16 protein-coding genes and 1 rRNA gene are annotated in these 22651 nt (G+C 47.9%); 13 read left to right on the forward strand and 4 right to left on the reverse strand.

Translation table 11 applies throughout. The features are described 5' to 3' along the window. Positions 1–46: 46 nt before the first annotated feature. Positions 47–4339 (reverse strand): S8 family serine peptidase, encoded by a 4293-nt coding sequence (locus ACUC6J_RS01780; RefSeq protein WP_447249660.1) that lies wholly within the window; start codon positions 4337–4339, stop codon positions 47–49. Positions 4340–4701: 362 nt separating this feature from the next. Here ACUC6J_RS01780 and ACUC6J_RS01785 point away from each other — a divergent pair, with 362 nt between their 5' ends. Beyond that, positions 4702–5637, forward strand: a complete 936-nt coding sequence (locus ACUC6J_RS01785; protein WP_016820240.1) for a manganese-dependent inorganic pyrophosphatase — start codon at positions 4702–4704, stop codon at positions 5635–5637. A 68-nt stretch (positions 5638–5705) separates the two neighbouring features. On the opposite strand, the gene ACUC6J_RS01790 is transcribed toward ACUC6J_RS01785, so the two are convergent. From ACUC6J_RS01790 to ACUC6J_RS01800, 3 genes are all read right to left on the reverse strand, one after another. Then, positions 5706–6629 carry an alpha/beta hydrolase gene (locus ACUC6J_RS01790; RefSeq protein WP_019685885.1) on the reverse strand — a complete coding sequence of 308 codons (924 nt, stop codon included), beginning with the start codon at positions 6627–6629 and terminating at the stop codon, positions 5706–5708. Continuing rightward, positions 6614–7165, reverse strand: a complete 552-nt coding sequence (locus ACUC6J_RS01795) for a MarR family winged helix-turn-helix transcriptional regulator (RefSeq protein ID WP_016820242.1) — start codon at positions 7163–7165, stop codon at positions 6614–6616. Before ACUC6J_RS01795 ends, ACUC6J_RS01790 begins: the two co-directional genes overlap by 16 nt. 110 nt (positions 7166–7275) lie before the next feature. After that, a complete protein-coding gene (locus tag ACUC6J_RS01800; RefSeq protein ID WP_019685886.1) occupies positions 7276–8238 on the reverse strand; it encodes an ATP-dependent DNA ligase in 963 nt (320 codons plus the stop codon). A 191-nt stretch (positions 8239–8429) separates the two neighbouring features. Between ACUC6J_RS01800 and ACUC6J_RS01805 the strand changes: the two genes are divergently transcribed. The 12 genes from ACUC6J_RS01805 (at position 8430) to ACUC6J_RS01860 (ending at position 22548) form a co-directional block, all read left to right on the forward strand. Next, positions 8430–8705, forward strand: coding sequence for a GNAT family N-acetyltransferase (locus tag ACUC6J_RS01805; protein WP_013369011.1), 276 nt, complete (start codon positions 8430–8432; stop codon positions 8703–8705). A 291-nt stretch (positions 8706–8996) separates the two neighbouring features. Further along, on the forward strand, positions 8997–9560 hold the full coding sequence (locus ACUC6J_RS01810; protein WP_017425709.1) for a DUF420 domain-containing protein: 564 nt from the start codon (positions 8997–8999) through the stop codon (positions 9558–9560). Between the two features lie 184 nt (positions 9561–9744). Then, positions 9745–11019: an ABC transporter substrate-binding protein gene (locus tag ACUC6J_RS01815; protein WP_016820244.1), complete on the forward strand. Its 1275-nt coding sequence runs from the start codon at positions 9745–9747 to the stop codon at positions 11017–11019. 64 nt (positions 11020–11083) lie between these two features. Next, a complete protein-coding gene (locus ACUC6J_RS01820) occupies positions 11084–11965 on the forward strand; it encodes a carbohydrate ABC transporter permease (protein ID WP_016820245.1) in 882 nt (293 codons plus the stop codon). Then, positions 11965–12855, forward strand: a complete 891-nt coding sequence (locus ACUC6J_RS01825; protein ID WP_025363791.1) for a carbohydrate ABC transporter permease — start codon at positions 11965–11967, stop codon at positions 12853–12855. Before ACUC6J_RS01820 ends, ACUC6J_RS01825 begins: the two co-directional genes overlap by 1 nt. A 50-nt stretch (positions 12856–12905) precedes the next feature. Further along, the gene (locus tag ACUC6J_RS01830; RefSeq protein ID WP_447249661.1) at positions 12906–14732 is read left to right on the forward strand and encodes a beta-N-acetylglucosaminidase domain-containing protein; all 1827 of its coding nucleotides are present in this window, start codon (positions 12906–12908) and stop codon (positions 14730–14732) included. Positions 14733–14827: 95 nt separating this feature from the next. Beyond that, a complete protein-coding gene (locus ACUC6J_RS01835) occupies positions 14828–16369 on the forward strand; it encodes a DUF4127 family protein (protein WP_113050890.1) in 1542 nt (513 codons plus the stop codon). Positions 16370–16374: 5 nt separating this feature from the next. Beyond that, positions 16375–17094, forward strand: a complete 720-nt coding sequence (locus ACUC6J_RS01840; RefSeq protein ID WP_113050891.1) for an N-acetylmannosamine-6-phosphate 2-epimerase — start codon at positions 16375–16377, stop codon at positions 17092–17094. Next, the gene (locus ACUC6J_RS01845; RefSeq protein ID WP_017425714.1) at positions 17072–17911 is read left to right on the forward strand and encodes a MurR/RpiR family transcriptional regulator; all 840 of its coding nucleotides are present in this window, start codon (positions 17072–17074) and stop codon (positions 17909–17911) included. Before ACUC6J_RS01840 ends, ACUC6J_RS01845 begins: the two co-directional genes overlap by 23 nt. 116 nt (positions 17912–18027) lie before the next feature. Further along, on the forward strand, positions 18028–18969 hold the full coding sequence (locus tag ACUC6J_RS01850) for an ROK family protein (protein ID WP_031462675.1): 942 nt from the start codon (positions 18028–18030) through the stop codon (positions 18967–18969). A 25-nt stretch (positions 18970–18994) separates the two neighbouring features. Further along, complete coding sequence (locus tag ACUC6J_RS01855; RefSeq protein WP_447249662.1) at positions 18995–20605, forward strand: FAD-dependent oxidoreductase; 1611 nt, start codon at positions 18995–18997, stop codon at positions 20603–20605. A 389-nt stretch (positions 20606–20994) separates the two neighbouring features. Continuing rightward, positions 20995–22548: ribosomal RNA gene (locus ACUC6J_RS01860) — 16S ribosomal RNA — on the forward strand. Positions 22549–22651 lie beyond the last annotated feature (103 nt).

A 22651-nucleotide genomic window follows, 5' to 3' on the forward strand; every position in this document is an offset into this window, starting at 1 on the left:
AACCGCGACTTTGGTTAAATAACGGCTTGGGGGGCTTTTTTAATTGTTAGTTAATCAGCGCAGCTTTTTGTAAAAGTACATGCAGCACCTTGGCAGATGCCTCACGTGTTGTAGGTGCATTCGGCTGGAAGTAGGAAGAGCCTTTGATCGTGGCTCCGTTAATAATCCCTGCCGCACTTACTTTTTCAATACTGTCCTTGGCATAGCCTGCAAAGGATGAAGTATCATGGTACGGTGTGCGTGCAGGACCATCGGTTGCTGTTTTGATTTGAAGCAAGTCCACTGCTTTGCCCAGCACAACAGCAATTTCTTGACGACTGATATTTGCTTGCGGATCAAACTTGTCGTTATTGCGACCTGTAATCAATCCGGCCTCATAAGCGGCTGCCACATCCCCGGAATACCAGCTACCTGCCGGAATATCACTGAATGGTGCAGCAGTACCTGGTGTCAGGCCAAGTGCCCGGGTGATCAAGGCTGCAAATTCTGCACGCGTCACGTTTTGCTTCGGTGAGAATGTTGTGTCGGTTGTGCCGTTAATTAGCAACTTATTCGCTAGCGATCGAATTTCGGATTGGGCATACGACGATGAAATATCTTCAAAGCTAACAGGACGTGTCGCCGCTGCATACGTGGAGAAGCCCGGACGACTTACCTTAACGATGGTAGATCCATCAGCTTGCTTGGTGAAAACGGATGGAACGGGATAGACATTTCCATTCGCCGTATAGAGCACACCGGCTGTATTAGGATCAATTTGACCAGGTACGGTAAAGGATCGGCTAATGAACTGTCCTGGGGCCACTTTGAGCGGTTGATTCTTGCCACCAGTGACAACGTTGACCTCAAACCCTACCGGGGTGCCGATCACATTCGAGCCTTTAAGCTTGCTTGTAAATGTGCCGCTCGCCTCTGCCTGGCTACTGATGACCACTTCAATGCCTGCACCTTCAGGTGCATTTTTTAGAGCAGATACCGGCAATGCCAGGGAAGAACCTGTATTGCTCACAATCAGGCTGCTTCCTGCTGCGGCTTTGCCCAGTGTTGCCAGCTGTGACGAAGTGAGTGATGCCTTAGTCGTTTGGCCTGCTTGGCTAGTAGCCGATAATACGATAGCTGCCGGGCTGGAGCCCGCTGCTGTCACGGCAGCCTGCAGGTCTGCATTAGCTACTGTCAGTGACTGTACATTATTGTTCAACACAACGGCTGTAGGCACAGCTTTTACAGCTTGTCCTTGCTTCACTACGCTTTGCAGTGAAGGTGCAGATGTAGCGACAGGGGTGGATGCGTTCGTTGCAGCAGAAGGTGTAGTATTGCTTCTGCCGCCACCTCCACCACCTCCGCCGCCGCTACTACCACCGGATGCGGCACTATTATCCACACGGATCGATTTCGTGGCAGTGAACAGTTTAGGACCATCGGTATTACGTTCAACTTCTCCCTTTTCATTCAGTTCTGGAGAGCTGACTTCCAGCTTGTAGACGCCATCCTTCAAGTGTTGAATAACCGGCTGACCGTTAGCATCCAGAACAGGCTTGCCATTGTCATCAAATTCAACATAACTTCCGTTAATCCCCTTAAAGGAATATGCGCCTTGTTTGAGGCGAGCGTTAGCTCCTTGTTCTTTGGTAGTGGCAATCCCATCAATCAGACCGATTAGCTTATCATCTAATCCGTATACATAGAGCGCGATCTGATTGGTTTTATCTGTGGTCAGACGGAAAGCCAAATCTGTTGTGCGCTCCGCACCTGTACGACTTGGATAAATAATCGGGTTCGTGAAACTTAGATCCTGCAAGCCGAAACCTGTCGTTGGATTTTCTTTGCCGACATGCACAACGAACGGAAGATGAAGTGTCGGCTGTCCAGCGCTTTTTAAAATAACTTCTCCTTCATATACACCTGTAGCTGCACTCGAACTTGGTTGTACAGACAGGAAAAACGGTTGTGACTTGCCAGGTTCTGCCGAGATGGCTCCATTCGCGCCAACACCCTGCAACTGAACGGCAATGTTGCTCACATCAGGGGTAGCAATAGGCTTAGTCGGATCAGAGGTGACATTATCATGTAAAACGTAGCTGGCTTCATACTGCACAGGGTTTGCGGATAAGTTTTTGAGCTGAAGCTGGATCTGCTTCGCATCACTACCCGGTCGTAACACCCCGAAGCTGGCGGAAGGATTGTAATTCACAACCTCCTGCCGATTAAAGTTCTTGTCAAGAATCGTAATCTTTTCAACGGTTTCCAGCAGGGCTGGAGTCTGAATCGCATTTGCAATGTTTACAAGACCTGCACCTTGGGAATACACATCATATTGGATTTTATCCTCATCAAAGAGTGTAACCGAAGTGTTTGCCAAAGCAGCGCGGATATCAAACGGTGTCCAGTTTGGATGCTGCTGCTTCAGCAGCACCGCAAGTCCAGCCACATGCGGAGATGCCATACTCGTTCCGTTGCTGCGTTTGTAAGCTTGCTCATAGGATGCATCCGGATAGAACTTGGCGAAGGCAGGATACGTCGACAAAATGCCAACACCCGGTGCGCTTACGTCTGGCTTGATACTCAGCAGTTCATCTCCATTGGGTCCACGGGAGCTAAAATCGGCCATGGTATTACCTGAATGATCTGTGCGAATATAGTCTGCACCAAAGGAAACGGAGAATTTTTCTCCAGTGTTGTCTACGATTTGTTTAGCCAGCGCGCGACCTTCCTTACCTTTCATGTCAAAGGTCGGAATAAAGTCAAAGCTGTCACCCAAATTGGAATTTACGTAGTCATCGCGACCTGAAATGCTTTCCCCTAAATCAGCCTTGGTGATGTCACCAGGTTTCGTATTTCCATTGAAAACAATGACGGCTTTCGCGCCGTTTTCTTTCGCATTTGCGATTTTATCCACGAACGCTAGGTTGCCCCGTGAAACGAGGACAATTTTGCCGGCTACGTCTTTTCCTTCAAAATCATCAGCTTGTCCCAAATTAGCATATACAAGCTCATAAGGGGCAGTTCCCATAACGGAGGCAAAGTCCTCTCTGCCTGTCTCCCAGCCCATCAAATTAAAGTCGTAATGTGCATAGGTATCAGTAGTTACGGTTTTCTTTAGTTCACCGTTGTCCTCCCAATAGGAGTCGCGTGTCACTGAGGCTTTGCCTGAGAAGCTCTTGCTTGGCGAAGTGGCTGCACCAACGGAAATCGCTAGCTGGGATGTTGCGGGAGAACCCATGGAATAAAAATAGGGTCCTTGTTGTGCAGCGTTACCGTTCGCGATGACTGCGACTACCCCGGAAAGTACCGCATTATTGATGGCAATGGCATCCGGGGAGTTGGGATCCTTTTCAGAATCTGAACCTAGCGACAGGTTGATGACATTCATGCCATCCTTGACAGCACGTTCAATACCGTCAATGACCTGAGCCGAGGAACCGGAGGAACGACCGGTCTTGGTATTGCGTCCAAGCACCTTATACACGTATAAGTCCGATTTATAGGCAATCCCTTTTTGCACAATATCCGAGGATTTATTTGCAGCTTTCCCGGCAATTGTACCGGAGACATGAGTACCATGTGTCGTTCCACTAAAACCTGTGCCGTACGGATCATTCTCTTTTTCAAGGAACGGTTCCTCGTAAGGGTCGTTGTCCTGTTCAAAAGAGTCATATCCGCCTTTGTAGGCTTCTTTCAAATCTGGATGCTCATAATCAATACCGGTATCAATAACCCCGACCTTGATTCCCTCGCCATGCAATCCTTTGGCCCAGGCTTCAGGCACACCAATTTGGTCCAGTGGTGCATTGTCATAAGTGGCTTCATTGGCTGTAAGTGTTGGTGGGTCCTGCACGGGGATGGAATAATATGTTTTGTTTTCGTGAATGGATTTAACGCCTGGTAGTTTAGCCAATTCTGGAATTTTATTGGCTGGCACTGTAACCTCCAGTCCGTTAAGCACCGTATTGTACTGGTAATTCACTTGAAGGGAAATGCCGTGCTCAGCGGCTTGGTCTACGAACGTTGTTTGCTCGGTGGCGATCGCAGATTCGGCTTTTTGCTCGGATTGAGCGGTGAAAGCTTTGGCGCTTGAACGTGCGGCATATTTGTCCACAGCTAGGGGCTCACCATCAAGCTGTACGATGACTCTGACCTGACGAGAGGAGTCTGTGCTCAGCTCAGGTGAGATAAAGGCTGGAGCCGACTCAATAGTTAATGCTTCCTGAGCTTTTAAAAATGAGTCGATTGGCAGATCTGCAGTAGCGGCAGAACTGAAAGACGGTAGAGATAAGCTTACCGTCAAGGCAAGAGCGAGTGATACGACAGGTATTTTTTGCAAAATGATCGGCTTTTTCAAAGATTTCCCTCTTTTCAATCAAAATATGATATCTCTACATACTAGGATTTGAAGCCACTGCCGTTGTTCTCACGCCTCCCTTAATATCTAAAATAATAGAATTGACCACTGGTGACTAACTTGCCAGTTTTGAGGCATATCTTACCATATTGGTGGGATATATTACTATATGTTTTTTATATTTTTAGAAAAAATAAGGTTAACTTCACATATAGATTCCATGGAAATGTTATGAATTTACTAGATTATTTTTGAAATCAATCGAAGAGGAATGGGAGAATGCAAGATTTAATGATATAATCTGCATTGGAATTGTTGAGGTTACACAATCACGTAAAATGCTTAAGGTGAAGGAGTCGATTATGTTGGCAAAAACATTGATTTTTGGGCATAAAAATCCGGATACGGATACCATTTGCTCAGCTATTGCTTATGCAGACTTGAAAACCAAACTGGGCGCGGACGTAGAGCCGGTTCGTCTGGGCGAGGTTAACGGGGAAACGCAGTATGCGCTGGATTATTTCAAAGTGAGCGCGCCGCGTCTGGTTGAGCAGGTTGCTGCCGAAACAGACAGCGTCATTCTGGTCGATCATAATGAACGCCAGCAAAGCGCGACTGACATTGACAAGGTGCGCGTAACTGAAGTCATCGATCACCACCGGATCGCTAACTTTGAAACAAGCCAGCCGCTGTACTTCCGCGCTGAGCCAGTAGGTTGCACAGCCACCATTTTGAACAAGCTCTACAAGGAAAATGGTGTAGCCATTCCCAAAGAAATCGCAGGTCTGATGTTGTCCGCGATTATTTCTGATTCCCTATTGTTCAAGTCTCCGACCTGCACAGATCAGGACGTAGCCGCTGCCCGCGAACTGGCCGAAATTGCTGGTGTGGATGCAGATCGTTACGGTTTTGACTTGCTTAAAGCGGGTGCTGATTTGAGTGGCCACACGATTGAGCAGTTAGTAAGCTTGGACGCCAAAGAATTCCAGATGAATGGACGCAAAGTGGAAATCGCACAAGTGAATGCAGTAGACGTAAACGACGTATTGTCCCGTCAAGCTGATCTGGAAGCTGCTTTGTCCCAAACCATTGCAGCCAAAAATCTTGATCTGTTCTTGTTCGTCGTAACAGACATTGTGAACAGTGATTCCATTGGTATTGCGCTGGGAAGCCAGGCTCAGGCAGTTGAAAAAGCCTACAATGTACAGTTGGATGACAACAAGGCTGTTCTGAAAGGCGTCGTATCGCGCAAATCGCAAATTGTACCTGTATTGACCGAAGCTTTTAACAGTTTGTAATGATAAAAAATAAGCCTCCTGAACCCGACTGCATGAAGGCAGTGGAAGCAGGAGGCTTATTTTTATTTTTATTTCTTCAGCTCTGCCAAAGTGTCCTCGATACGAAATTCAAATGCCAACTTCAACTGGTCGCTCATCAGGTGCCAGGCACTTTCAGCTACAGCGAGATCCCCGCTATGAGTAAAAGCATGTGCGGCGCCCATATATTTCTTATATGTTACGGGCACATCCGCTTCAATCAGCCGCTTGGCGTACAGCTCAGCTTCCTCAGCCAAGGAATCCAACTCAGCTGTTATGATCAGCGCAGGAGGAAGATCATGCAGCGATTCTGCATAAATAGGAGAAACCAACGGATTTCGCGCCTCATCTGGCGAGCGCAAATAGCTTTCATTGAAGATTTTTGCCACGCGAGGCGGGATCGCCTTCTCAAATTGGGGCTTCAGCTTGGGATCTGTAGCAATATCCAGTGATGGGTAATCCAGCACCTGATACACAATTGGGAATTCTTTGCGATCCCGGGCCATAAGACACAGCGCTGCTGCAAGATTACCTCCTGCACTATGTCCGCCGACCGCAATGCGTTGGGGATCGATGTTTAGTACGTCAGGATGCTTGTACACCCATTGGGTCACATCATAACTTTCCTGTAGCGGAATAGGGAATTTATGCTCCGGGGCCAAGCGATAATCGACATTAACGACGACACAATTCGCTCGTTCGGAAATGACCGGGCACCAGGGATCATCCATTTCAGCGCTGCCCATTATGAATCCGCTACCATGAAAATTGACGAATACAGGGAGTGGATCAGCAGACCGGAGGGAAGGTTCATATACAATTACCCTGGAATCACCTACAGAGGTGGGGATCATTCTCTCAGTCCGATGTACTTTGGGAGCATGCGAAGGCTTAAAATCGGATGCTGTTATCATTCGGCCAGCCGATCTGCGGGCAAGTTTGACGAACAGATTTTGTCTCAGTCTTCGCACCATTTGTCTTTCTCCTCTCTGAGGGCGCTGGGGGTGGTTAGACGCGAACCTTTAACATCTTCAAAAGCATCTCGTACGCGTGACAAATAGGTCTGAAACTGGCAGAGTTCTGATTCAGTAAAGTCTGACATCAGACGTGAAGCCAGCCCTATGAAAAAAGGGTCCATCTGCTGGATTTTACTTCTTCCTTTATCATTCAGAGAAACAAAAACTCCCCGCTTGTCATTGGGATCGTCGTATTTATTTATGAATCCTTCTTGCTCAAGAGAAATGACCATAGAACTGATGGCTGCCCGGCTGACACCCATCTTTTCAGCCAACGCTGAAGGAGATGACATTTCATCTCTTTGCGCAGAAAGTACACAAAGTGCAATATATTGCCCATAGGAGAGACCAAACTCACGTGAACGTTTTTCCATATTTTTTCTTATTTCGTATGTTATAGAAAATAAATCTACCAAAACACCAATCGGTTTATTGCCACCTGGAAATAGGTTATAGGCCAGTTGACGAATTTCGGAGTCCAAAAAAAAGAACATGCGATCCACCTCGATGTAGTTAATTAGTTAACTGTAATTTAATTAACCACTGGTTGCAATGATTTATACAAACTTTGTTCTGCATTTTTTGAAAAAGTATCGGCAAAACGTCACTTCCAGGGTCCGATGCACTGTTCAATACCTTGATCCACAAGAGCTTGGATGGAGGGCTGACGCAAGGTACGTCCTTCTTGCCACCGCCACTCACTATATTGAATTTTGGCGGTAAACATGGGCTTCACCCAAAATGCGTCTTGATGCCGATCCGGTTTGTTAATAAAAGGTCGCTCCGATAGAGTATGTGGCATCAGGCGCTCGGTAAGCTGACGCCAATCTCCACGAGTCAGCTTACCTGTACCCACGTGCCCGATATAGCGCAGCATTCCTTGCTTATCATACTGGCCCAGCAATACAGCGTTGATCACACCCCCGTTCAGGGTATAGCCACCGATAACGGCAATGATATCGCCATAATTTTTGACCTTGACCCATCGTCTGTCCTGTCCGCCCAATGTGTAGGGACTATCCAGTTTTTTGCACACAATACCTTCCATTCCTTGGCTGCACATAACCTGAAAAAGAGCCTGTCCATCAGGATGAGCAGGAGCCAGTTGGATCCGTTCATTCGGTATGATGATCTGATGCAGCAGTTCAAGCCTTTCCTGTAACGGTTTGCGATGAACCCATTCCCCATTTAGATATACAATGTCAAACAACATGTAAGTAGCGGGTACGGCTTCATAGGCTGCCTGAATTCGCTCCGTCCGGCGAATCAGATCCCGGCGCATAATTTCATGGAACGACGGTTTACCGTCGGCACCAAGTGCGATCATCTCCCCGTCCAGTATGACTGAATCTGCCCTACAGTAGGAGGAGAAGCGAGCAAGCTCCGGGTACAACAGCGTTCGTTCATGCTGCTTACGATTGAACAGACGCGTGTTGCCCTGGTCGTGATACGTTAAAATTCTTGTACCGTCCCATTTTATTTCGTAACGCCAAGGGCCTGCATCTATAGGGACTTTTTCACTCAGTTCTGGTTCAAACGGGATGACAGGTTTCATTTCCGTACCCAATACAGCACCTCCCTTTACCTTAATTGGAATAAATATAGTGTCGACGATAGTTCCTTTTTTATGTATGGATGTTTCGCTGTCCCCTAAATAGGGGAATGATAAGGATATCTAGCGTGGGTATCAAGTGAATGCATCGTTCGTTCGCATGGAGTCGTTACGGCATTTCTTCAGTCAGAAAGGGGATTGGTCTCATGAGACAAATTCGCGAGGAGGACCATGCAGTAGTCATGGTGGATGATGGACAGGTAGTTGCAGAAGTAGGTTATAAATCTGTAGATGACCACTCTCTGGTCATTGACCATACATTTGTATCTGAACAGTTACGGGGTCAAAAAATTGGCAAGGAGCTCATCGACAAAGTTGTTGCTATGGCGAGGGAACAGCATAAAAAGGTGATCCCGGCTTGCTCGTATGCGCTGGCTCTGTTCAAGCGCCATCAGGAATACAGTGACGTCTGGCAGCAATGAATATTGCTATCAAGGCGCGTTATTGCATAGCCGACACAACACCGGAGTGGGGAACGATCCCTTCCCGGTGTTTTTTGTGTGCATAAAGCTTGTAAAATGAATGCATTCTACCGTTGATATTGGGAAGTAAGAGTGGTTCCCAAATCGATGAAGCATATTTCCTGGAGAATGGCTGTGAAATTGTTCATACTGTTGTCACTTCACAGGCTATCTATGAGTTCTATATAATATATTATGGTTATGACCGCAAAAATAACGAAAACCTGAATTTAAACGAAGGAGACGCTCATGATGAATAAAGCGAGTGAGGACAAGCAGTACGTTCCAACGAGCAATCGTAATTTTACAGCCTTGATTATCACCGTTTCCATTATAGCCAATGTGATTATTTTGCTGCTGTTCTTTTCGCCGATCGGATACCAGGGGAGTGTTAGTTTTGATCTCACTATTTTCCCAAGGTTGAATGCGATTTTTAACAGCTTCACATTTATTTTCTTGGTGGCTGCATTGGTTGCGATTTTCAAGAAAAACATTAAGGTGCATAAAACCTTTATTCTGCTGGCCTTCGCCAGTACCGTTTTGTTTTTGTTTTCCTATCTGACCTTCCATTACATTTCACCGGAAACTGCAAAATATGGCGGTGTGGGTATCCTTCGGCCGATTTACTTTACGCTGTTGATTTCGCATAGTATACTCGCGGCGATTATCGTACCGTTGGCGCTATTCACAGTTGTATGGGGATGGACGATGCAGGTAGCAAAACATCGTAAAATTGCCCGTTGGACGATGCCTATTTGGCTATATGTGAGCTTGACTGGAGTTTTGGTGTACGTTTTCATGGCTCCATATTATTAATAGATATGAATCCTCTGTGGGTTGATTTGGCAAACATGGCGTCTCTATTGAAGAGGCGTCTTTTTTGTATCCAATAAAAGAAAAATTATTCCTTCTAAATTTATTTTATTGAAAAAATGTTCCTTCTATAACGGTATTTCTGTTATAATTTACCTTAATCAACTAAGAACAAGGGGGTCACCATGTGACAAAGAAAGCGAAAGGCAGGTTACGGTTGCTTGTATCTATGCTGGCGCTGGTTGTACTGCTGAGCGGCTGCGGTGGCGGAGGCTCAAAGCCGGAAAAGGTAGACGGAGGGAAAGTGACACTCCAATTTTGGACCATTGCGCTACAACCTACATTTACCCCGTATTTTAATCGGGTCATTGCCGATTATGAGCAGAAGAACCCTAATGTCAAAATTGATTGGAAGGATTACCCATATGATGCAGTGACCAATAAGTTGTTGACGAGTATCGCTAGCAACAGCAGTCCGGATGTAGTGAATCTCAATACGGAATTTGCTAGCCAAATGGGCTCTAAGGGCGCTGTTGTTGATATGAATGAACACTTGTCGCCTGAGGAAAAGGCTGCTTATTTCGAAGGTATTTATAATTCGACTGTTATTAACGGTAAAGCTTATGCACTCCCCTGGTATACAGGCACGGAAGTGCTTTACATGAATACTAAGTTGGTTAAAGCTGCTGGATTGGACCCTGCCCATCCGCCCAAAACGCGGGAGGAATTGTCAGAATGGGGCCGCCAAATCAATAGAAAAATCGGTAAGGCCGGCTATGCTCAGCAGCTTGTATCCAAGCTTTTTGCGGTTGACGGTATTCCTATCTTAAATAAAGAAAAGACAGCAGCTGCATTCAACACACCAGACGCAGTCACCATGATCGATAATCTAAAAAAACAGATGGAAGATGGAGTCGTGCTTAAGGAAGATGCTGACTTCTCGCAGCAAGTGAAATATTACGCTGGCGAGCAGGTTGCCTTCGAGCTGGCGGGCCCGACATTCATTAATTTTATCAAAACGGCAGCGCCGGACGTATATAAAAATACGATTGCTGTTCCCGTCCCAACCGGCAAAGCTGATTTGCGGCTTTCCAACTCTATGGACCTGGTCGTACCTACCAAGTCGGCACATATAGACGAGGCGGTGAAATTTGCTGTTTTCTTAACAAATGCAGAGAGTCAAACGGCATTTTCTAAAGAGGCCAATACACTACCTTCCACGAAAGAATCGATTAAAGACCCGTATTTTACTCAGTCTGACCAATCATTAGAGGCACAAGCCAAGGTAGTATCTGCACAAAGCTTGGATAAGGCGACAGATTATATGGTCGGTGTGCCTAATGCCAAGGATGTGAACAGCGCGATCGCGCGAGCCTTGCAAAATATTTTATTGAACGGAAGTAATACGAAGGAGACGCTTACTGCCTTGGAGCAGGAAGTGAATGATATTTTAAAGCAATAGGTATGACAGGGGAGTAATGCGAATACTCCCCTGTTCATTTATCAAAATCAGGTGGTGATGCAGCATGATCAAATGGTTGAGGTCGGAGTCCTTTACGGCCTGGGCCTTTATGACGCCGGGACTGTTATTGCTTGCCGTCTTTGTATTTTGGCCTATTATTTACAGCATTCCGCTGGCATTGACGGACTACTCTGTCATATCAGATACCCATTTTGTCGGCCTGGATAATTTTGAAGCAGCGTTTAAGGACCGTAACTTTCTTATTTCGATTTGGAACTCATTGTTGTACGTGCTCATTGTTCCCTTTCTTCAAATATTCTCTATCCTGATGGCTGTGCTAGTGAACAGTCGTATCCCCGGAATTAAAATATTTCGTACGACCTACTACATCCCTGTTGTGACTTCGATGGTAGCTGTGGCCTTAATTTGGAGCTGGCTGTTGGGCAATAACAGCGTAGTGAACTATTTGCTTATACAAGTCGGTTTGATTAGCAAAGACATACACTGGTTATCGGACAGCAATTTAGCCTTGTATGTACTGATGTTCATCACGATGTGGAAGGGACTCGGGTATTATATGATGCTCTATCTGGCAGGATTACAAAACATTCCTCAAGATCTGTACGAAGCCGCTAGGGTGGATGGAGCCAGTCGATGGCGTCTGATTGTTCATATTACACTTCCGCTGCTGAAGCCATACGTTCTGTTTTGTACCCTCATATCGCTCATGTCAGCTATTCGCGTATTTGATGAGGTATATGTGTTAACCAAGGGTGGACCGGGAACGGCCACGTTGACATCCAGCTTGTATATTTTTCAAAAGGGGATGGAGCAGTTTAATTTTGGGTACGCTTCGGCACTTGGCTTAATTGTCGGTGCAATGATTGCGGTACTTAGTATTATTGTATTCCGATTCAATAGGAAAGGCGGTGTCAATCCCTATTGATGAATCTACAGAATGATAAAATGCTGCGCTCGTCTCTTCCTAAAAAAGAAAGCAGTCGCATCATGCGTAGTCTTGGTCGAGTGATCAGAATGACGGTAATGTATGTGCTTTTAGTGCTGCTAGCCCTCTTTTTGATGGGACCGTTTCTATGGCTGCTTAGTGTATCCCTCATGCCAGGCCGTAATATTTTTTCAACGCCGCCTGCGATCTTCCCGACCTTTATTGATTTCGACAACTATGTTCAGGTGTGGCAGTTCATGGATTTCCCTAAATATATGCTGAATACAGTCATCATTACGGTGTTGGGCGTTGTGCTCAATGTGGTACTGGCCAGTTTGACGGGATATCCCTTGGCTGTGTTTCGCTTTAAGGGTAAAAATGTGGTGTTTACGCTGCTGATTGCTACAATGATTATTCCTTCTTACACGGCATTTATTGTGCATTATCTGACCATTCAAGGGCTTCATCTGGGCAATACATATATGGGTGTGGTGTTGCCCGGGGCAGTCTCTGTGTTCAACATTTTTCTAATGCGGCAGACGTTTATTCATATCCCCGCCGATGTGCGTGATTCAGGTAAAATGGATGGCGCTTCGGAGTTTCGAATTTGGTGGCAGCTGGTGCTTCCACTGGTCAAGCCGGCGCTTGCTGTGATTTCTCTGTTGGAGGCCATGTCGTTCTGGAATAGCTTCCTGTGGCCTATCGTTATTCTAAACGATACGGAGCTATACCCGCTGGCAGCTGCACTTACGTATCTCAATGGTCAGTTTGCCTATAATTTTGGCTGGATTGCTGCAGGCACAATGATTTCGGTATTGCCGATCATTATATTGTTCCTGTTCACGCAGCGCTATTATATGGAAGGCTTGGCGGGAGCGGTGAAAGGATAATTCAGAAGTCTCGGCTACGGAGAGCCCGTAAATGGAAGGAGACGATTGCGATGGAACTGTCCAAAAGAATGAGACCTAATTCGGATGTAGGGCTAATACCACAGGAGGTTCAATATTATTTTCGTGATGTGTATGACAGTGGGGACAAACTGGTTATCGCTGAACCGAACCTGATCTGTGAACTGTCCTCTCGCTTTGCAATGAATCAGGAGTATGAAGGTGTGCTTGACCCCGAGGGACCGATCCGACTCATTGCACCTCCGGGGCCCGGTGTTCCGACTGAAACAAGGGGAAGCGTGCAGTTGATGCTCGAATATGACGGAACGCTTACTGCCGATGGATATCGTTTGGACATTCAGAAGGAAGGGAGAATTGAAATCCATGCATCCAATAAAAGAGGGCTCAAATACGGCATGGATGCCCTGCATCTCCTGCTTCAAGTAGAACAGGAACGATGTACGCTACCGGTGATGTCTATTCGGGATGAGCCCTCCTTTCCGGTCAGAGGAATCATTGAAGGCTTCTACGGGAAACCGTGGAGTTTCGCGGATCGGCTGGATGCCGTTCATTTTATGGCTGCGCATCGGATGAACACGTTTATGTACGCTCCCAAGGACGATCCCTATCATCGCGAGCTATGGAGGGAACCGTACCCCGAGGAGATGTTTGCCCAAATCCGCGAATTAAAGGAAGCCTGTGAACGGCACGAGATTGATTTTCACTATTGTATTAGTCCAGGGAATGACCTGAACTTTGGTAGCGCTGAAGATTTTCTCAAATTGACGGAGAAGCTGGCAGCCATGATAACGATAGGCGTACGTCATTTTTCTGTATTAATGGATGATATTGATTACGTCCTTAAAGGGGAAAATCGGCATTTGCTGGGCCGTTCGGGTCACGCTCATGTCTTCTTGACGAACAAGGTTCATACTTGGTTGGCTGAACGTCTGCCTGAATTTACACTGACAGTCTGCCCTTCGGAATATTGGTCCTATTGGGATACCGAATACAAAAAGGATTTCCGGGAGCGATTGCATCCAGATATTAAGGTATTCTGGACGGGATACTTTGTATTTGCTCCACAGATTGGTCGCCAGCATGCTGCCGATAATCATGCATTCTATGGGCATGAGCTGTGGTTATGGGATAACATCCCGGTGAATGATTGTGACCATGATCGGTTATTCCTCGATCCGCTGCGCGGACGGTATTCCAGGCTTCCAGCTCGCGGACATACCGGCATGGTGGCCAACCCAATGAACCAATGGGAGTGCTCCAAGGTGACGCTCATTACGATGTCCCACTATATGTGGAACAGTGAGCGTTATATGCCGGGGCTGTCATGGGAATGGGCTGTGCGGGAGTTAGCGGGGGAGCATGCAGATGAACTGATGTTTTTCTGTCGCCAAAACAAGAACAGCCGACTGGGCGGCAACACGTATGAGGACGTGGACCTTGCCTTGCAAATGCGCGATATCCCTGCGCTGGATTTCTACTTCGAGCGGCTGCTTCACGTTGTGAGCGTCCTACAGAATATATCTGCTAATGATGCGGCGGCAGGCTTCGTGGCACAGGCTACGCCTTGGCTGGAACGTGCCAAGTTGGATGTGGACCTGTGGCATGTGCTGCGCCAAGCTGCGCTAGGCAACGAGCGCCAGAACGATGTGCAGTCGCTAGGAAACCTCATGCAGAGCGAAGCAACTGGCGGACAAAAGCCGCCGCCTCTGACGGACGAGGTCGTGGACGAACTACGACGCGGTATCACGGCTTGCCTAGAAGCAGAGACTCGACTGGGGAGCAATCCAGCGATCCGTGCCGCCGTGCAGTGGGGCTATGTCGATCAGGATGAACAAGGCAAATATCGACTGATCTTGTGAGAATTGGTGATGGTTAAGAAACAAGACAGCATAGCTGCCTTGAAAATTACCATTTGCCGTTAGAATAACGGTAATTTCCAGGAGAGGTGGAGCGTATGGTGAAGCCAAATACCCGATTACTTTTTGTACCGCTGGATGAGCGGCCCTGCAATTATCAATTTCCTTACTTACTAGCACAGGGCACAGACCTTGAAATGGAGCGCCCTCCTTTAGAATGGATGGGACAAAAGAAAATCCCTGGCGATACGACCAGGCTATGGACGTGGCTCGAAGAACGTGCGGCGACTGCTGATGGAGCGATTATTGCGATGGATACGCTGCTGTACGGGGGAATCGTACCCTCCCGGCTACACGGAATGTCGAGTGAGCAGGTCAGGGACAGGGCTAATCGTCTTCGCAGGTTGAAGCAGCTATACCCGCAACTGACTTTGTATGCCTTTCAATTGATTATGCGTTGTCCGCAATACTCTTTGGCTGATGAGGAACCAGACTACTATGCTGATTGGGGTCGTGAGATATTCAGAAAGGGTTTCATTGAGCATCGTCAGGAGCTAGCGATTGCTACCGCAGAAGAGTTGCTGGAATTAGCGGACATCGACGAGCGTTTGCCTATAGAGATTTTAGACGATTATCTAGGGCGTCGCCGTGTGAATTTGGAAGCTAATCAAGTAGCACTGGAACTGGTAGCAGAAGGCGTGATTGATTTTCTGATCATTCCACAGGATGATTCGGCTCCCTACGGCTATACCGCCAAGGATCAACAGCGACTAAGAAGTCGTATTTCCGAGCTTGGGCTGGATTTGAAAGTATACATGTATCCGGGGGCAGACGAAGTGGGTTGTACGTTGCTAGCTCGTTGGGTGAATCGGACGAATCATGTAGTTCCACTGGTATATCCTCGATTGTCTGCTTTGCAGGGGGCGTTCGTAGTCCCGCTTTTTGAGGATCGTTATTTTTACGAAACGTTAAAGTATCAGATTATAGCGGCAGGTGGGCTGATTGCTTCCTCGGCAGCGGAGGCTGATTTGATTTTGCTGGCCAACACACCTGGTGACACGATGGCAGAAGCTTCATCCCAGCAGCATGCGATGGCCGGATATGATGTACATCGGAATCTGGTAGAACTGGTGGAGTACGGTGCTCATATGCATCGTGATGCCAATAAACATATTGCAATTGCTGATGTAGCTTACGCCAACGGCGCCGATCTCAAGCTGCTTAGACTATTGAAGCAAAAAGGACTGCTTTTTAAGCTGGCAGGCTATGCAGGCTGGAATACCAGTTCTAATACGCTCGGTACCGTCATTGCCCAGTCCATGCTTTATGTTCGCTATGGTCCTACGGAGGAGCACCTGGATTTTCTGGGGCTACGCTACGCTGAGGATGCCTGTTATTGCGCTGTGGTACGTACAGCTATGAATAATGGAATTGTGGAGCAGATGGGTTTTAACAAGTTTATGCTCGATGGCTCTAGAGGATCGGTAGCTGAGGTCATTCGCGGACGGCTGGAACAGGCGCTCGATGAATATGTGAACGGGCCGGAGGGTCGCGTGGAAATTACAGATTGCTACATGCCGTGGAACCGTACCTTTGAAGTTGGATTGACCGTTCGGCATTATGCTGAGGAGAGGGAGTGATTCCTATGGAGATGGAAGCTATATTATCCAAGGTTCGGCATGGACTGATCGTTTCCTGTCAGGCGCTACCTGGCGAACCGTTGCATGGAACAGATTTTATGGTCAAAATGGCATGTGCTGCACAGGAGGGTGGAGCTGTAGCGATTCGTGCCAATGGTGCATCGGATGTACGTGCGATTAAACAGGCGATCCCTCTACCAGTCATTGGTTTGATTAAACGGGATTATGATGATTCTGATGTTTACATTACGCCTACCCTCCGTGAAATGGAGGAACTGGTGGAGGCAGGTGCGGATATCATTGCGCTGGATGCCACATTACGACCGCGCCCAGAGGGGGGCAAGCTGAAGCAACTCATAGATTACGCTCATGAGCACGGAGTCACTTCCATGGCGGATATATCGACACTGGAGGAGGCGCTTCATGCGGCTTCCCTTGGTGTAGGCTGCGTGTCCACGACGTTATCCGGTTATACGTCATATTCTACTCAGATAGATGGTCCGGATCTGGAATTGGTGCGGAGAGCGTCAGAGCTGGTTCCTGTTCCTGTCATTGCAGAGGGCAGAATCCATGATCCGGCACAAGTAGAGGAAGCATTTCGGCTGGGTGCACATGCAGTGGTTGTAGGCTCGGCGATTACTAGACCCCAATTGATTACGCAGCGGTTTGCCGATGCCGCAAGGAAGGCAGTGAAATGCATCTATGGAGATGAACGACCGAATTAACACGTATTATCCTTCATTAACGAAATCGGAGCAAAAAGTCGCTTTGTGCGTACTGGAGTGCCCCGCTGACATCATATATTTCTCCGTGACGGAGCTGGCTGACTTTGCAGGTACAGGCGAAACGACGGTTATGCGTTTTTGTCGGAAAATTGGTTTTAAAGGGTATCAGGATTTCCGACTGTCGCTGGCGCAAAACCAGACTTATCGCAAAACCGATATGAGCGAGGAGAACATCGACCCAGATCACGAACATGATATTACCCGCACGGTGTATCACAATATGCTCGATATTTTGCACTCCAGTATGGGGCTCTTGGACCGTTCGGAGCTTAGTCGTGCGATAGCGTGTCTCGATCAAGCGGGTTATGTTCAATTTTTCGGTGTAGGTGCATCGGGAATTTCCGCACAGGATGCTAAAAACCGATTCTTGCGGATTGGGCGGCGCGCCGAGGCTGTGGCAGACGGACATATTCAGTCGATGATGGCCGTGTCCATGAGTCCTGGTGATGTCGCTATTGGCATCAGTGTATCAGGAAGTACACTGGATACCAACGACATGCTGCACAAGGCCAAGCAGAACGGAGCAACAGTTATCGCAATTACGAATTATGCAAAATCACCTATTACCTCCATTGCAGATATTGTTTTACTGACCGCAGGGAAGGAAGCTCCGATAGAAGGCGGTTCAATCGGCGCCAAAATCTCACAGCTATTCGTGATTGACCTCATCTGTGAAGGACTTGCTCGCAAGCACACAAGCCGCACCGAAGAGATGAAGGAAAAAACAGCGAGGGCGGTTATTGAACGAAGTTATTGAGATTCTGCGGTTGTAGATTAGAATATGATACGCTCCGACAGTTCATCATGTTTTTCTATCTATAGAAGGTTTGTGCTAAGAGCTCGTAAGCTTTTATGTGGGGGAACAAGGAGGATATGGTGGTGGCAGTTGCATTGAACAAAGTCATTGGGATCGACATTGGAGGAACTTCCGTAAAGGCCGCCATAGTGGCGCGGGATGGATCGGTACTTGATGAAATCCGAATGGATACAGATGCCTCACGTGGGCGTGAATGGGTGTTGTCGCGTGTGTCTGAGGCTGTATTCGGACTGATGCGTTCATTTGGAGATACCAGTGTGAGTACCCCTATAGGTATAGGCGCTTTAGGTATTGCTACTGCTGGCAGAGTGAACGTGGAGAGCGGTGAAGTTGTGTACGCCACAGATAACCTGCCTGGCTGGCAGGGGACATCCTTGGTGGAGTGGGCTAAAGAAAAGCTGGCGCTACGTGCGGTTGCAGATAATGATGCGAACGCTGCGTTACTAGGAGAAGCGTGGCAGGGAGCTGGGAAGGGCAAACAGCGCTTGGTCATGCTCACCTTGGGAACAGGGGTCGGAGGCGCGTATATGGAAAATGGCCTCTTGTGTAGAGGGGCTCACTGGAGCGGCGGCGATTGGGGGCACAGTATTTTATTTCCCGGAGGTCACCCCTGCAATTGCGGGAAAAAGGGATGTGCCGAGCAATACGTATCAGGTAGTGCCCTGTTACGTCGAGGCAGTGAATACACCGGAAAATTGTACCGTTCGGGGAACGAGATTGTGACAGAGGCCACTCACGGCAATCTGAAGACAATTCAGGCGCTGGATGACTACACGGCAGATTTGGCTGTGCTTCTGGCTAATATTTCGGTGACCCTCGATCCTGAGTTGATCATTGTTGGGGGAGGAGTAGCGGATGCGGGGGAGGTATGGTGGCCCTTGCTCGAAAAGCATTTGTACCAACTGGGAGTTCAAACAGAAGTAAGTCGGGCAATGTTGGGCAATCGCGCTGGATTCATAGGCGCTGCTAGACTAGCTTTTGAAGTGATGGAATCTTAGTACAAAAATGAAAGGGGAACGAACCATGACGCAAAAACGGCTTGATGCCGATGTTGTTGTGATTGGCGGAGGTCTGGGAGGGACATCGGCAGCCCTTGCGGCGGCGAAAGCTGGTATGAGAGTCATCATGACAGAGGAGACGGACTGGCTGGGAGGGCAATTAACTTCACAGGCTGTTCCCCCAGATGAACACCGATGGATCGAACAGTTTGGTTGCACAGCAACATATCGTCAGTTCCGTAATCGTGTACGCGAGTATTACCGTCAGAACTATCCGTTAACCGAAGAAGCCTACAATGATCCGATTCTTAATCCTGGGAACGGCTGGGTAAGTCGTCTGGCCCATGAACCACGGGTAGCTCTACAGGTGCTTGAGGATATGCTTGCTCCTTACTTAAATACGGGACGCGTTCGTGTATATTATCACACCGTGCCTATTGCTGCTCAGACAGATGGAGATTGTATTACTTCTGTTACCGTCCGTACCTCGCATAATCCTGATCATAAGAGTGGCCTCAGAGTGCTGCATGGAACGTTTTATCTGGATGCCACAGAGTGTGGTGATCTCCTTCCCATGGCGGGTGTGGAGCATACGAGTGGAGCGGAGTCACGGGCTGCAACGGGGGAGCCTCACGCACTGGAGTGTGCTAATCCTCTTGATATGCAATCTATCACACATGTGGCTGCTGTAGACTATATCCCCCAGGAAAGCTTCATTATAGAGCGACCGCAGCAATACGATTTCTGGAGAAATTATATCCCGTCATTTTCTCGTTTTCCGATTTTGAGCTGGTTTGCTACAGATGCAGATGATACCAGTAAGCTAAAACAGTTCACATTATTCCCTAACGATCAGGGTATTGTATCCTTATGGGATTATCGTCGTATCGTAGATCCCTCGATATGGAGCGAACCGCTAAACGATGGCGAGGTTACTCTTTTAAACTGGGCGCAAAATGATTATTACCTAGGACCATTGATCGGCGTCACCGCTCAGGAGCAGGCAAAACATCGAGAAGGAGCGCGTGAGTTGACCCGTTCATTAATATATTGGCTTCAAACTGAAGCTCCCCGCTTAGATGGAGGTTTCGGCTATCCAGGAATTCGACCACGGGGTGATTTTCTTGGGACTTCTGACGGGCTGGCTAAAACGGCTTATATTCGCGAGTCGCGTAGGATTAAGGCCAAGTATACGATCTCAGAGTTTGATGTAAGTCGTGAGCTTCGGGGTAAGGAGGGACCCAAACGTTATTCAGACAGTGTAGGTGTGGGCAGCTATCATTTAGATCTTCATCCGACTACGGTATCTCAGCGAACCTTTTACATCCCTAACTATCCTTATGAAATTCCATTGGGTTCACTGGTTCCTGTGAGAGTTCGTAATTTACTTCCTGCTTGCAAAAATATAGGGATGACTCAAATAGCCAATGGTTGCTACCGGCTGCATCCTACAGAATGGAATATAGGAGAAGCGTCGGGAAGCTTGGCGGCTTACTGTGTCTCCAACGGAGTATATGCTATTGAAGTGAGTCGATCAGAAGAACATCTTGGACGTTTTCAAAATATTCTTCTTCGCCAAGGTGTGGAGCTACACTGGCCAGCAGAGGTGTTCGAACCAGAGGGAGTCACCAGCTAGTGAGGGGGCAGCTAGCCCCTTGACTGATTTAACGTAGCAGAAAATGAGTGGATTTATTCATAAAATAAAAAAATGAAGAAAGTGCTTGCTAAGTTGCTTGGATATGTGATATATTATTTGGGCTGACAACAAAACAGCCGTTTCAAAAGAGAATAAGCAGGGTGAAATGATCTTCGAAAAAAAGAAAAAAATAACCCTTGCAATTTTGGGATGAACATGATATGATCTTATAGCTGCTGAAAAACGCAGTGAAAAAGAATTTGATCTTTGAAAACTGAACAACGAGTGAGTAAACTGATTTTGTTCGCAAAATCAAACAAAGAGATATTTTATCTCGTCAGTTTCAAAATGAGCTAATCGCTCTTTCTATAACCAACTTCGGTTGGTCTTTAATGGAGAGTTTGATCCTGGCTCAGGACGAACGCTGGCGGCGTGCCTAATACATGCAAGTCGAGCGGGATTAGTTAGAAGCTTGCTTCTAACTAATCTAGCGGCGGACGGGTGAGTAACACGTAGGTAACCTGCCCACAAGACAGGGATAACTACCGGAAACGGTAGCTAATACCCGATACATCCTTTTCCTGCATGGGAGAAGGAGGAAAGGCGGAGTAATCTGTCACTTGTGGATGGGCCTGCGGCGCATTAGCTAGTTGGTGGGGTAAAGGCCTACCAAGGCGACGATGCGTAGCCGACCTGAGAGGGTGATCGGCCACACTGGGACTGAGACACGGCCCAGACTCCTACGGGAGGCAGCAGTAGGGAATCTTCCGCAATGGGCGAAAGCCTGACGGAGCAACGCCGCGTGAGTGATGAAGGTTTTCGGATCGTAAAGCTCTGTTGCCAGGGAAGAACGTCTTGTAGAGTAACTGCTACAAGAGTGACGGTACCTGAGAAGAAAGCCCCGGCTAACTACGTGCCAGCAGCCGCGGTAATACGTAGGGGGCAAGCGTTGTCCGGAATTATTGGGCGTAAAGCGCGCGCAGGCGGCTCTTTAAGTCTGGTGTTTAATCCCGAGGCTCAACTTCGGGTCGCACTGGAAACTGGGGAGCTTGAGTGCAGAAGAGGAGAGTGGAATTCCACGTGTAGCGGTGAAATGCGTAGAGATGTGGAGGAACACCAGTGGCGAAGGCGACTCTCTGGGCTGTAACTGACGCTGAGGCGCGAAAGCGTGGGGAGCAAACAGGATTAGATACCCTGGTAGTCCACGCCGTAAACGATGAATGCTAGGTGTTAGGGGTTTCGATACCCTTGGTGCCGAAGTTAACACATTAAGCATTCCGCCTGGGGAGTACGGTCGCAAGACTGAAACTCAAAGGAATTGACGGGGACCCGCACAAGCAGTGGAGTATGTGGTTTAATTCGAAGCAACGCGAAGAACCTTACCAGGTCTTGACATCCCTTTGACCGGTCTAGAGATAGACCTTTCCTTCGGGACAGAGGAGACAGGTGGTGCATGGTTGTCGTCAGCTCGTGTCGTGAGATGTTGGGTTAAGTCCCGCAACGAGCGCAACCCTTATGCTTAGTTGCCAGCAGGTCAAGCTGGGCACTCTAAGCAGACTGCCGGTGACAAACCGGAGGAAGGTGGGGATGACGTCAAATCATCATGCCCCTTATGACCTGGGCTACACACGTACTACAATGGCCGGTACAACGGGAAGCGAAGCCGCGAGGTGGAGCCAATCCTAGAAAAGCCGGTCTCAGTTCGGATTGTAGGCTGCAACTCGCCTACATGAAGTCGGAATTGCTAGTAATCGCGGATCAGCATGCCGCGGTGAATACGTTCCCGGGTCTTGTACACACCGCCCGTCACACCACGAGAGTTTACAACACCCGAAGTCGGTGAGGTAACCGCAAGGAGCCAGCCGCCGAAGGTGGGGTAGATGATTGGGGTGAAGTCGTAACAAGGTAGCCGTATCGGAAGGTGCGGCTGGATCACCTCCTTTCTATGGAGAATCGTTTCCTGCGATGGAAACATTCAAATCAGCAGGTACACGTACCTGCGACCGGATATTCGATTCGGTTCATCACATAGGTGTGAATGAAATG

Source organism: Paenibacillus sp. JJ1683 (assembly GCF_053006485.1).